The organism is Arcobacter sp. AHV-9/2010, from assembly GCF_004116575.1.
Classification (GTDB): Bacteria; Campylobacterota; Campylobacteria; order Campylobacterales; family Arcobacteraceae; genus Aliarcobacter; species Aliarcobacter skirrowii.
Map to the genome: position 1 here is coordinate 1 of NZ_PDKH01000006.1, position 12,576 is coordinate 12,576.

At 27.1% G+C, this 12,576-nt stretch carries 12 protein-coding genes; 7 read left to right on the forward strand and 5 right to left on the reverse strand.

The window, feature by feature from the left end:
- Nucleotides 1–154 precede the first annotated feature (154 nt).
- The 6 genes from CRU94_RS08380 to CRU94_RS08405 are packed head-to-tail and all read left to right on the forward strand — an operon-like array spanning nt 155 to nt 6,588.
- The gene (locus tag CRU94_RS08380; protein ID WP_129106336.1) at nt 155–1,129 is read left to right on the forward strand and encodes an SPOR domain-containing protein; all 975 of its coding nucleotides are present in this window, start codon (nt 155–157) and stop codon (nt 1,127–1,129) included.
- Nucleotides 1,126–2,538, forward strand: a complete 1,413-nt coding sequence (locus CRU94_RS08385) for an anthranilate synthase component I family protein (RefSeq protein ID WP_129106337.1) — start codon at nt 1,126–1,128, stop codon at nt 2,536–2,538. The genes CRU94_RS08380 and CRU94_RS08385 overlap by 4 nt, the downstream gene beginning before the upstream one ends.
- Before the next feature lie 17 nt (nt 2,539–2,555).
- Nucleotides 2,556–3,338 (forward strand): pyridoxine 5'-phosphate synthase, encoded by a 783-nt coding sequence (locus tag CRU94_RS08390; protein WP_129106338.1) that lies wholly within the window; start codon nt 2,556–2,558, stop codon nt 3,336–3,338.
- Entirely contained in the window at nt 3,331–4,260 is a 930-nt protein-coding gene (pdxA, locus tag CRU94_RS08395; RefSeq protein WP_129106339.1) for a 4-hydroxythreonine-4-phosphate dehydrogenase, read from the forward strand. Before CRU94_RS08390 ends, pdxA begins: the two co-directional genes overlap by 8 nt.
- Nucleotides 4,257–5,330 (forward strand): AAA family ATPase, encoded by a 1,074-nt coding sequence (locus tag CRU94_RS08400; RefSeq protein WP_129106340.1) that lies wholly within the window; start codon nt 4,257–4,259, stop codon nt 5,328–5,330. Before pdxA ends, CRU94_RS08400 begins: the two co-directional genes overlap by 4 nt.
- 40 nt (nt 5,331–5,370) lie before the next feature.
- On the forward strand, nt 5,371–6,588 hold the full coding sequence (locus CRU94_RS08405) for a diguanylate cyclase (RefSeq protein ID WP_129106341.1): 1,218 nt from the start codon (nt 5,371–5,373) through the stop codon (nt 6,586–6,588).
- A gap of 11 nt (nt 6,589–6,599) precedes the next feature.
- Here the strand turns inward: CRU94_RS08405 and htpX are convergent, their stop codons facing one another.
- Both htpX and CRU94_RS08415 read right to left on the reverse strand, forming a co-directional pair.
- Nucleotides 6,600–7,448 (reverse strand): zinc metalloprotease HtpX, encoded by an 849-nt coding sequence (htpX, locus tag CRU94_RS08410; protein WP_066159432.1) that lies wholly within the window; start codon nt 7,446–7,448, stop codon nt 6,600–6,602.
- 40 nt (nt 7,449–7,488) lie between these two features.
- Nucleotides 7,489–8,175: a TIGR02117 family protein gene (locus CRU94_RS08415; protein ID WP_129106342.1), complete on the reverse strand. Its 687-nt coding sequence runs from the start codon at nt 8,173–8,175 to the stop codon at nt 7,489–7,491.
- Between the two features lie 93 nt (nt 8,176–8,268).
- Here CRU94_RS08415 and CRU94_RS08420 point away from each other — a divergent pair, with 93 nt between their 5' ends.
- Complete coding sequence (locus tag CRU94_RS08420) at nt 8,269–8,754, forward strand: SixA phosphatase family protein (protein ID WP_129106343.1); 486 nt, start codon at nt 8,269–8,271, stop codon at nt 8,752–8,754.
- Between the two features lies 1 nt (nt 8,755).
- Here the strand turns inward: CRU94_RS08420 and mnmE are convergent, their stop codons facing one another.
- The 3 genes from mnmE to yidC are packed head-to-tail and all read right to left on the reverse strand — an operon-like array spanning nt 8,756 to nt 12,576.
- On the reverse strand, nt 8,756–10,099 hold the full coding sequence (gene mnmE, locus CRU94_RS08425; RefSeq protein ID WP_129106344.1) for a tRNA uridine-5-carboxymethylaminomethyl(34) synthesis GTPase MnmE: 1,344 nt from the start codon (nt 10,097–10,099) through the stop codon (nt 8,756–8,758).
- 5 nt (nt 10,100–10,104) lie between these two features.
- Nucleotides 10,105–10,974, reverse strand: a complete 870-nt coding sequence (locus CRU94_RS08430) for a Jag N-terminal domain-containing protein (RefSeq protein ID WP_129106345.1) — start codon at nt 10,972–10,974, stop codon at nt 10,105–10,107.
- A gap of 9 nt (nt 10,975–10,983) precedes the next feature.
- Nucleotides 10,984–12,576, reverse strand: a complete 1,593-nt coding sequence (yidC, locus tag CRU94_RS08435; protein WP_129106346.1) for a membrane protein insertase YidC — start codon at nt 12,574–12,576, stop codon at nt 10,984–10,986.

Consider the following 12,576-nt stretch of genomic DNA (forward strand, 5'->3'; position numbering starts at 1 on the left):
ATATATTGCAAATAAAATTTGTGATGTATTAGATAATATTGAAGATAAAGAGTTACATAAAAAAATAAACAAAGAGCTTGAAGAGTTAGCTAGTAAGTTTGTGATTTACAGTAGTTCGACATATTAAGTAAAAATTTTAAAAAAAGGATAGGCTATGCAAATAAGTGGTGATGATTTTTTAAAAAAAGTTCAGTTGAAACAAGAGGGCGAAGAGTTAAAAAGAAAATTAAATGAACTAAATCAAGCAGAATCAAATATGCAAAATTTAAATCTATCAAATAGTCTAAATAGTGCTTATAACAGTGACAACAGTTATGAAGAGATTCAAAGACTTCAAAACAATATTGAATTAGAAAATAGTAATGATGAGTTTGATAGCCTAATCTTAGAAAAGAGATCTAATAGAAGCGATAACAAGAAGAAATATCTTATGCTTGGAGCTATTTTATTAGTTCTATTTTTACTAACAGTTGTTATTGTTGGACTTCTTTCAAATAAAGATAAAAAAGGTGATCCTTTTATGCCACAAGATTCATCAAGTAGTGATACAAATATCTCAAAAGAGAGTAGCATTGAAGAGAGTTATCAAAAAATTCTTGATGATACAAATAGAAAAAGTGCAGAACAATCACTAGAAGATATAAAAGAAAATGATAGTTTAGATAATTTAAACTCTATTAAAGAGATTGTAGAAGAGCCTAAAGAGAGTACTATTACAAATGAAGATTTAGATAAAACGATTCAAAAAATTGAAGAGAAAAAAACTATTGCTCCAGTTGTAAAAGTTGAAGAGAGAAAAGCACCTGCTACACAAAATGAACCTAAAAAATCTATTAGAGAGTTAGTTGAAGGTAAAAGCACTCAAAATACAACTACAAAAGCAGTTGAGACTACAACATCTACTTCTAAAGGTTTTTATGTTCAAATTGGTGCATTTAAAAACACTCCAGATAGTTCATACTTACAAAAAATAAAACAAAATGGTTTTGAATACAAAATCATAAACGAAAGTAATTTAAATAAACTTTTAATTGGACCATATAGTAGTAGAGCAAACGCAAATACTCAAATGCCAAATATAAAAACTAAGCTAAATATTCAATCAGCTTTTATTAAAGAAATTAAATGATTTTTTATAACAAAACTCTATTTTTGGATCAATTTACACCTGTATCAATTTATGAAAAAGTAAAAGCTCTTTACCCTAAAGAGCTTTCGTTTTTATTTGAAAGTACAATTAGTAGTGGAAATGATGGGAACTTCTCATATATAATAATTGGTGCAAGAGAGAGAATTTGGTACAAAAATAGTGAATGTTTTTTTCAAAATGAGAGTGGAGATATCAAAAAAGTTGATAATAATCCACTACTATTTTTAAAAAAATATTATAAAGAGTTTGATAAAGAGATTTATAAACAGAGTGCTAAAGAGCTTGGAATTGGTTTAATTGATGGTTTTATTGGAAATATTGGTTATGATATTAGCAAAGAGTTTGAACCAAAACTAAAAAATAGTATGCAAAATTTAAAAGATCAACTAGATATTGCAGATCTTGATTTAATTAGACCAAAAATAATTCTTGCTTACTCTCATAAAAGTTCAAAATTGACTATTTTAACTTCAGTTAATAAGCTTAAAGATGAGCTTGAAGTTATAGAAAAAGAGCTTCTAAAACCATATAACTATACAGCCTTGAAAAAAGCTACTATTTTAGATGAAGGAAAATTTAACTATTCAAAAGAAGAGTTTTTTTCTATGGTAGAAGATGCAAAAGAGATGATTAAAAGTGGAGATATATTTCAAATTTTAATTTCAAATAGATTTATTCAAAGTGCTGTTGTAGATCATTTAAGTTTTTATAGAGCTTTAAGAAGTAAAAATCCAAGTCCTTATCTTTTTTTACTTCAATTTGAAGATTTTAGTATTGCTGGAAGTAGCCCTGAAGTTATGATTAGATTGGTAGATAATCATATGCTTCTTCGACCAATTGCAGGTACAAGAAAAAGAGGGGCAACTTTACAAAAAGATTTAGAGATGGAGAATGAGCTTTTAAATGATTTAAAAGAGAGATCTGAACATTTAATGCTTGTTGATTTAGGAAGAAATGATGTTGGAAGAGTAGCAAAGGCTGGAAGTGTTAAAGTAACTGATTTAATGAGAATTGAAAGATACTCTCATGTTATGCATATGGTTAGTGATGTAGAGGCTGTTTTAGATGAAAAATATGATATGTTTGATCTATTTATGGCAACATTTACAGCAGGAACTATGACAGGAGCTCCAAAAATAAGAGCTATGGAGTTAATTGCAAACTTTGAAAAAATAAAAAGAAGTTTTTATTCAGGAAGCGTAGCCTATTTTGGATTTGATGGGAATATGGATAGTGCAATAACTATACGAACTTCTCTTTTAACTAAAGATAAGATAATTTTTCAATCAGGAGCTGGAATAGTTGCTGATTCTAAAAATGAAGATGAGTATTTAGAAGTTCACAATAAATTAGCAGCAAATATTGCAACACTAAAAGATTTATCATAAACAGTAAAGGAAATAAAATGCTACTTGGAGTAAATATAGATCATATAGCAACGCTTAGAGAGGCTAGAAAAATAAATGATCCAAACCCTTTAGATGCTTTAAGTATTTGCAAACTTGCAGGTGCAGATCAAATTACAATTCATTTAAGAGAGGATAGACGACATATCCATGATTTAGATGCTAAAGCTATAATTGAACAATCAGCACTACCTATAAATCTTGAGTGCTCTATAAATGAAAATATTATTGATATTGTTTGTAATCTAAAACCAAATAGAGTAACTTTGGTACCTGAGAATAGAGATGAAGTTACAACAGAAGGTGGACTTGATTTAGATAAAAACTTTGATAAAATCAACACTACTATTGAAAAACTACAAGAAAATGATATAGAGGTTTCACTTTTTGTTGATCCAAATAGTAAATCAATTGAATTATCAAATATGTTAGGTGCAACTTGGGTAGAGCTTCATACAGGAAGTTTTGCAAATATATATGCAATGCTTCACACAAATTTAAGAAGAACTCAACACTCTATTAAATATCTTGAATTGACAAATGCAGAGCTTAAAGAACTTTTACAAAATAGCCTACTTGACTTAAAACAAGCTGCCAATTTTGCATCAAATTTAGATTTAAAAGTTGCTGCTGGACATGGTTTAAACTATCAAAATGTTAAACATATTTGTGAAATAAAAGAGATTATTGAGTTAAATATTGGACAAAGTATAATTGCTAGATCTGTTTTTACAGGTTTAAAAAATGCAATTGAAGATATGAAAAATTTAATCAATGAGTAAACAACTTAAAAAAATAGCTATTAGCATTGGCGATTTAAATGGTATTGGAATTGAAATTGCTCTAAAAGAGCATGAAACTATAAAAAAAATTTGTAATCCAATCTACTGTATAAATAAAAGTATGTTAAATCAAGCTTCAAAACTTTTAAAAGTTGATATTCCAGAAGATTTCAAACTTTTTGAAACAAAAGGTGATTTTGCTATAAAGCCTAGTGAGGTTTCAAAAAAAGCTGGGAAATACTCTTTTGACTCATTTATGGATGCAATTAAACTAGCACATAAAAAAGAGGTTGATGCAATTTGTACACTTCCAATAAACAAAGAGTCTTGGAGCAAAGCTGGTATAAAATACAAAGGTCACACAGAGGTTTTAAGAGATTTTTTTGGAAAACATGCAATTATGATGTTGGGTTGTCCTAAAATGTATGTTGCACTTTTTACAGAACATATTGCATTAAAAAAAGTTCCTAAAAAGATTATTGAAAAAGATTTAGTAAGTTTTTTTATTGATTTTTACAAAAATGTAAAAGCTAAAAATATTGCAGTATTAGGATTAAATCCACATGCAGGTGATAATGGTGTTTTAGGTGATGAAGAGGTAGTTATTTTTAAAGCTATTAAAAAAGCTAATAAAGAGTTAAAAGAGGATATTTTTAAAGGTCCACTAGTACCTGATACAGCTTTTTCACCAAATTCAAGAGAGAATTTTAAATATTTTATAGCAATGTATCATGATCAAGGTTTAGCACCATTAAAGGCTTTATATTTTGATGAGAGTATTAATGTTAGTCTTAATCTTCCAATTATAAGAACAAGTGTTGATCACGGAACAGCCTTTAATATTGCATATAAAAATGAAAAAATAGATACAAAAAGCTATATAAATGCAATAAAAGAGGCTATAAATTTAAGTAAAAAATGAGTTTTTTAAATGAAAATTATGAACAAACTCTTCCAAAAATAAACTTTTTGGAGAGAAAAAAAAAGATTGTATTTAATAAAACTATAATTGTAGGTGCTCCTAAAGTTGGTAAAACTTATTTGATTTTTGACCTATTATCAAACTTTAAAAAACAAGAGATTTTATATATAGATTTTTTAGATATAAAAAATAGAAATTTCAAATTAGAGTTAAAATCTTTACAAGATTTTATTAATCAAAATGAGATAAAAGTTTTAGTTTTAGAAAATCCTAATTTTGAATCAATTGAAAAAATTAGCGTTGAAAATATTATTATATCTGCAACTAAAGATATAAATATAGATGGTTTTTCAAAAATATTTTTAAATAACTTAGATTTTGAAGAGTATCTTCTATTTGACAATAAACAACTAAATATTACCTCTAGTTTTAATAGTTTCTTAAAATATGGAAACTCTCCTGAGATACTTTTTATTGAAGAGAGTAAAAAAGAGTCAAGAACTCAAGAGATTATAAATCTAAACTTTAAAGATAGTACAGATTTAAATATCTATCTACTTTTATTAGAGAATATTGATGAAAAAAAGTCTATTTTTCAACTATTTAATAGTTTAAAAATGAGAATGAAAATCTCTAAAGATAGATTTTATGAGAGTTGCAAAATTTTTGAAGAGCAAAGATTAATCTTTTTTTTAGATAAATTTGAGCAAAAAAACTCTTTAAAAAAGATTTATAGTTACAATCACGCATTTCAAAGTGCTATAAATTTTCAAAAAAGATTTAAACAAGAGTTTACAAATATGGTTTTTTTGGAACTGATAAATAGTTATGAAGATATTTATTATCTTGATTATATAGATTTTTATATACCACAAATTTCAACTGCAGTTGTTTGTATACCATTTTTTAATGAAGTTTCAAATGCTACTTTACTTAAAAAAATAACAAAAATATCAATTGAGCTAAATATTTCAAATATTGAAATAATCACTGTTTCAAATAGTAATAAAATAAAAAACAATCAACTTAAAATTGAAGTTTTTTCATTTTTTGAGTGGGCTTTAAGATAGAATGAACGCAATTAGAATATAGAGAATAAGAGTATTGAATATGGAAAAAAGAATTATATCTTTTATTAGATATGCCCCACTTACTATTTTGCCTTTAGTTGTAGCAATGATTTTTTATCTAATAATTTCTGGCTACAAAAGTAGTTTAGAAAATAATTTTTTATTATATAAAAACTCTTTGATAGAACAAGAGAAAACGCAAGTTAAAACAAATGTTGAGATAGCTATTCAAATATATAAAAACCAGATTATTTTAACTGGAAATAAAAATATATTAAATAGCTCTTTTTTAAATCTTATAAAAAATATAAATAGCAATGCTAGTGATTATTTTTTTATATTTGACACCTCTGGAAATGTTATTTTACACTCATTTTTAAACTTTTTAGAGGGAGAAAATCTTTTTATTCTTGAAGATGAAAACTATAATAGTGCAGTAAAAACAATAACAACAAATTATCAAAATGATAGATTTGTAAACTATCTTTGGCTAAATCCAAATACAAATAAAGTTGAAGAAAAAATATCTTTTGTAAAACTAATTCCTGAAACAAACTTGATTCTAGGAAGTGGATTTTATCCAAGTGAAATTGAGAAAAAAGTAGAAGAAAAAATAAAAAGTGAAGAGGCAACTTATGATAAAAATATCTATTTAACACTTCTTTTAGCACTTATATTTATTGTTGTATCAATTTTTATTGCATTTATTGTATCAAATATTCTTCTTAAAAAATTTAACTATCTTGCAAAATCTAAAAACTTAAATGAGGAACAAGCATCAATAGATAATATGACAAAACTCTACAATAGAGATTGGTTTTACAAAGCTTTAGAAACTTTTCATCAAAATCTAAAAGATGGTAAAAATAGCTTCTCTTTGGTTGTTTTTGATATTGATGATATAAAAAATATAAATACCACTTTTAATTATGATTTTGGTGATACTATAATAAAACAAATAGCCAATTTAGCAAAAGCAACTCTTCCAAAAGATGTTTTTATTTCAAGAGTTGCTGGAGATAGATTTGCAATTATAATTCCACAAAGTGATTTAAATAGTAGTTTTATTTTGGCAAAAAAACTAAAAAACAATGTTGAAGGTCATATATTTAAAAATGATCAAAGAGTTACTATTAGTCTTGGAGTTATAGAAGCAAATGAAAATATCTCAAGCCATGAACTAATAAGAAAGGTAGATTTGGCACTATTTAAAGCAAAAAAAGAGGGAAAAAATAGAGTTATTGCATATAAAAGCTAAGATAGTTTAATCTATCTTAACTCTTTTTTTAACTCTTCAAGTCTAGCAATTCTATCAGATGTTGTTGGATGTGTTCTGAAAAGATTTCCAAAATTATTTTTTAAACCTGAAAAAGGGTTTATTATAAACATATGAGCTGTCTCTTCACTTGCATTTTTTAAAACAGCTCCTCTTTGTGCATAATTTTCAAGTTTTCTTAATGCATTTTGAAGTCCACTTGGATTTTTTGTCATCCTTGCAGCTCCTTCATCTGCCATAAACTCTCTACTTCTACTAACGCTCATTTGAATAATTGAAGCAGCAAGTGGTAGTAAAATTGCCATAACAATCATAACTATAGGGTTTGAATTTTGTCTACTATTTCCAAACATTGTACTAAATTGCATCATATTTGCAATCATAGCAATTGCCCCAGCAAAAACTGCAGCTATTGTTCCAATTAAAATATCATAATGTTTTATATGTGATAATTCATGAGCAATTACACCTTCAAGCTCATCTTCATTTAACATCTCATAAAGTCCCATTGTAACTGCAACTGCTGCATTTTCATGATTTCTTCCTGTAGCAAATGCATTTGGTGTATGATCTGCTATTAAATAAACTTTTGGCATAGGAAGATTTGCTCTTTGAGTCAATTTTTGAGTTATTCTATATATTGGATGTCTAATATCTTCAATTGGTGTTGCATTAAATCTTTTTAAAACATGCTTATCTGAATAGTAATATGCATAAAAATTTATTCCACATGCAACTAAAAATGCTATTAACATTCCATTTGTTCCACCAAAACTAAATCCTATAAATACAAATAATACTGTAAGAAGTGTTAGAAAAAATACTGTTTTAGCCTGTTCCATTTTATCTCCTTAAACTTTTGCGAATTCTATCAAATTTAGATTAATAGTTACTTTTTAGATTTTTATATTGATATAAAATTCCCTCATCAAATGCTGTCCAAAATGAAGCTGGTAAAGAGGCACTTTTTAAAACACTATTTGTCCAAGTGTTACAGGTGTAAAAAATACTGTAACTTCCAATAGCTTCATAAAAAGCATCATTTTGACCATATTGTGCATTTGTTTTTATATTTATAACTTTTTCATCTTTATATTGTAAAGAGTTTTTTATCCTTGATACAATTTTTTCATACTGCTCTTTTGATATATAGATTTTATATGTTAAATCATCTTCAATAATATCATCATAATATGTTATATGAAGAGCAGTTGAGCCAAGTCCAAGAGCTGCTACAACTGCTGTTTTGACTTTTAAATCAGCCCATGTTGGAGTATCAAGATAAAAACCTTTATCACCCCAACCAATACTAATATATGAAAAATCATCTCTTTTACTTAAAGTGTCACTTGAAGAGAAAAAATCGAACCAATTTATAATATCACTTTTAAGTGGTAAAACAATATCTGTGTGAACACCATTTGATTTTACAAACATCTCATACTCGCCATTTTTTAAACTATATGGTGTTGAATATCTTGAAAGAGAGTATTCAAAAATAAAATATAAAATCAGAAAAGATATTATAAAAATCAAGGTAAATAGTAGATATTTGATAAATTTTTTCATAATTTGTTACTCTCTTTTTATTGTTTTGCTATTTTTATATTTTTCTTATAAAGATAAGGTTAAAATTTAGCATTTTTATTTAAGCAGGAAAATATGAAAAGAGTTTTTATAGCAAGACATACTACAAAAGAGAGAGAAGTTGTAAACGAATATGATTACGATACAGAATTAACAGCACAGGGGATAGAAAAAGCTGTTAAAATGGCAAAATATTTGGCAAGTAAAGATCCAAAGATAGATTTAATAGTTGCAAGTCCAGCTGTAAGAACAAGACAAACGGCTGAAATATTTGCAAAAGAGCTAGATTATACAAAAACTATTATGTTAAATGAGGTTTTATATATGGCTTTTGTAAATGAGTTAATAGAGACTATTACTTACACTTATGATACAGTTGATACAATGCTAATTGTTGGTCACAATCCATCTTTAACAGCTCTTGCAGTTACTCTTGTGGGGTTTAAAGAGAAGTTTGAAGAGGGAGCTTTAATGCAAATTGATTTTGACTGCGACAGTTGGATTGATATAGATAAAACTAATGCAAAACTTATAAGCTACACAAAACCAAGTGATGTTTAGGCTATTTGCCTAAACAAAACTCACCAAACATTACATCTAACATCTCATCATTATCATATGGTTTTGTAATATTTGATATCTCAAACAAAGCTTCATTTATAAAGTGAGCAAAAAACTCTAACTCTCCAGTTTTAAGTGGATTTTTTGATAAATTTATATTTTCTAAAGTTTTTTCAACACTTTGAACCTGTCTTTTTGAAACAAGAGTAAGCTCATCTTCTCCAATACTTCTATTTAAAATATCCTCTAATTTTGAAATCAACTCTTCAATACTATATTTTGTAGATAGTTCTAAATATTCACCCAAACAACTCCTATCAAAAGAGTTTTGCATATCAATTTTATTTAAAATTTTTATAACAGTTTTATCACTAACACTATTTATAAGCTCTAAAATTTTTCTATCTTCATTTGATGTTTTTTCACTATTATCAAACAAAGCTAAAATAATATTTGCATCTTCAATGCTTTTTATTGATTTTTCAATTCCAATTTTCTCTATTAAATCAGTTGTATCCTCTCTAATTCCAGCTGTATCAACTATTTTTATAATATGTGAACCAATTTTTATACTCTCTTCAATAGTATCTCTTGTAGTTCCTGCAATATTTGAGATAATTGCTCTTTCATAGTTTAAAAGTTTATTCAAAAGACTAGATTTTCCAACATTTGGTTTACCAATAATTGCTACTTTAAAACCTTCAATTAGCCCCTCTCTTCTTTTGCTTGCACTTAAAGTATTTGTTAGTTTTAAAGTGATTTTTTCAATTTTCTCTTCAATTTTCTCTAAAATATCACTTGGTAAATCTTCTTCTGCATAATCAATACTAACCTCTGTATATGCAAGCATAAAAAGAAGATCTTCTCTAATGCTTTCAACAAACTCTTTAAGCTCACCTTTTAACTGTCTAGCTAGAAGTTTAACAGCACTTTGACTCTTTGCTTCAATTATCTTTGAAATTGCTTCTGCTTTACTTAAATCAATCTTTCCATTTAAAAAAGCTCTTTTTGAAAACTCACCAGCATTTGCCATTCTAGCACCACAAGATAAAACTAAATCTAAAAGCAAATTAGCAATTGCAACTCCACCGTGAAGTTGAAACTCCACTATATCCTCTCCTGTAAAAGAGTTTGGAGCTTTAAAATATAGTATTATGGCTTCATCTATTGGATTGTTTTTTTCATCATAAAGATATGATAAAGTTGCATATCTTGGTTTTATATCTGTAAGTTTTGAGATTTTTTGTGCAATATTTAGTGAGTTTGAACCAGAGACTCTAATTATTGAAATAGAGCCAACTCCCAAAGGAGTGGCAATAGCTACAATTGTATCATCTAAATACAATTTTTTTAATCCTCTTTACTTTTGTACTCATTTACAAGTACATATTTTTCACCTTTAATATTTGTTTTAACTGCAACATATTTTAAAGGGAACTCTTCTCTTAATCTTTTTAGAGCAATATGAACTAAAATACCATCAAGAGGTTTTGTTTTAAAATTACCTCTCTCTTTAATAATCTCAATAACAGGCTCTAAATATAAATTAATAGCAACTTCTTGATTTTTCAAAAACTCTGCAACTTCAAGTCTTAACATAAGTCCATATTTATCATTTATCCAGTTAAATAGAATATATGATAGAGCTTTATATCTATAACCCTCTTTACCTATTAACAAAGCTGAATCTTCTCCATAAAACTCAATATAAATCGTCTCATCATCATAAAAACTAACTTTTACATCATCTAAATTAAAGCAAGTATCACTAAATAGAAGATTTAAACCATCTTTTATCTCTTTAATTATCTCATCTTTTGGTTTTTTGATAATTATTTTTGAAACCTCTTTATCTTTATCTTCGTGATAAAAATTATCAAAAATCTTCTCTTTTTTCTCTACACTTGGTACTTTTACAATATCTTCTTTTTTCTCAATTTTAATATCTTCAAACTCTTCATTTTTTTTAGAGTTCTCTATTCTTGAGTTTACATCTTCAATTTTTACATCTTTATTTTTATAAGTTTTAAAACTATCTTTTTGTCCTTGATTTTCACACTTACAGTAAGCACAAATAATAGCTTTTTTCTTCCCAAAACCTAAAAAACCCTTTGCTGGTTGTTGAATTACTTCAATAACCAACTCAGTAATTGAGCAATTAAACTCTTTTTTAGCTAGGTCATAAACCTCTTCTAAACTATTAGCTTCAAACTTTTTCATTGTATATTCCTAGCTTGCTCTATTTGCAGCTTTTTTCTTCTCAAATATTCTATTAATAGTATATTGTTGAGCAATAGTAAATAGATTATTTACAAACCAGTATAGTGTTAATCCTGCTGGGAACCATAAGAAGAAGAATGTAAATACAATTGGTAACATTTGGAATATCTTCTTTTGTAACTCATCTTGCATTGTCATTGGTGTAATTCTTTGTTGAATATACATTGTTGCACCCATTAAAATTGGTAATACAAACCAAGGATCAAGCTCTGCTAAATCTTTAATCCATAAAATCCAAGGAGCACCTTTTAACTCAATTGCATTAATTAAAACTCTATAAATAGCAAAGAAAACTGGAATTTGTAATAAAAGAGGCAGACATCCACCCATTGGATTTGCACCATGTTTTTTATAAAGTTCCATCATAGCCATAGATTGTCTTTGCTTATCATCTTTATATTTTGCTTGAATCTCTTTCATTTTTGGAGCAAGCTCTTTTAATTTTTGCATAGATACCATACCTTTGTATGATAAAGGATAAAGTACAAGTTTAATTAAAATTGTAAGAATAACAATTGTCCAACCCCAGTTTCCAACATAACTTTGGATAAATTGAAGAAGTGTAAACATAGGTTTTGCTATAAATGTAAACCAACCATAATCAATAACATCAATAAGCTCTGGATTTAAAGCTTTTAAATCATTATAATTTTTTGGTCCCATAAATCCACTAAAACTAATATTTGATCCAGCGTGAATAAACGCTTGTGAATCTCTATTGTTATCTGGCATTAATGTTACTTGGAATGTTCTATTAAAATTGTAAATAACAGTTGCATAGTATCTATCAAAATTAGAGATAAAACTAACTCCTGTTAAAGTTTTTTGATCTTTTAAACCTCCATCTTCAATAGTCTCCAAAGTATCATCAGCTAATTTACCCATAAATCCATGAACTGCGTACATATCTGCAATTACATCTGGTCTAAATCCATTTGTGATAAAAAATTGTTTATCATTTGTAGAGCTAACTTCTAAATCATAGTGACCATCTGGATAAAATTTAAACTTTTTTGTTAAAACTGTATTGCTTAAAGTTTGTGTTAAAACCAACTCTTGAACAGAGTTTGTAGCATCTATTGTTGAAGAGCTAGCTTGCATATCAACTTTGAAAGCTTCATTATTTAAAGCTGGATCTTGAAATCTAAGCTCTAAAGGTCTTAATTGATCTGCTTTAAATAGTTTTATTTGGTTTTGATTTTCATCTTTGTATTTAGTTTCTAAAAGTGTAACTTGTGCAACTCTTCCTAGATTATCAATCTCTATAACATTTTTTTCAGTTGTAATCTTTGCAATTATACTTTTATTATCTACTACAGCTGGTGCAGAGACACTATTACTATTTGAATTTTCTACAATATTTTGAACTTCAGGAGCTGCATTTGCTTGTTGCTGTTGTTCAATTTTTGCCTGAGCCAATCTCTCTTGTTGTTTTGGTTTAAGTACCAAAAACTCATACGCTATAAAAAATACAAAAACCATTACAGTCATTATAATTAGTCGTTTTTGTAATCCGCCGTTTATATTATTACCATTGTTCAT

Excerpts from the sequence above, each read along its gene's own strand:
- CRU94_RS08400 (WP_129106340.1), top strand. The coding sequence starts at position 4,257 with ATGAGTTTTTTAAATGAAAATTATGAACAAACTCTTCCAAAAATAAAC.
- CRU94_RS08430 (WP_129106345.1), bottom strand. The coding sequence starts at position 10,974 with ATGAAAAAGTTTGAAGCTAATAGTTTAGAAGAGGTTTATGACCTAGCT.
- CRU94_RS08415 (WP_129106342.1), bottom strand. The coding sequence starts at position 8,175 with ATGAAAAAATTTATCAAATATCTACTATTTACCTTGATTTTTATAATA.
- htpX (WP_066159432.1), bottom strand. The coding sequence starts at position 7,448 with ATGGAACAGGCTAAAACAGTATTTTTTCTAACACTTCTTACAGTATTA.
- CRU94_RS08385 (WP_129106337.1), top strand. The coding sequence starts at position 1,126 with ATGATTTTTTATAACAAAACTCTATTTTTGGATCAATTTACACCTGTA.
- CRU94_RS08405 (WP_129106341.1), top strand. The coding sequence starts at position 5,371 with ATGGAAAAAAGAATTATATCTTTTATTAGATATGCCCCACTTACTATT.
- CRU94_RS08420 (WP_129106343.1), top strand. The coding sequence starts at position 8,269 with ATGAAAAGAGTTTTTATAGCAAGACATACTACAAAAGAGAGAGAAGTT.
- yidC (WP_129106346.1), bottom strand. The coding sequence starts at position 12,576 with ATGAACAATGGTAATAATATAAACGGCGGATTACAAAAACGACTAATT.
- CRU94_RS08390 (WP_129106338.1), top strand. The coding sequence starts at position 2,556 with ATGCTACTTGGAGTAAATATAGATCATATAGCAACGCTTAGAGAGGCT.
- pdxA (WP_129106339.1), top strand. The coding sequence starts at position 3,331 with ATGAGTAAACAACTTAAAAAAATAGCTATTAGCATTGGCGATTTAAAT.
- CRU94_RS08380 (WP_129106336.1), top strand. The coding sequence starts at position 155 with ATGCAAATAAGTGGTGATGATTTTTTAAAAAAAGTTCAGTTGAAACAA.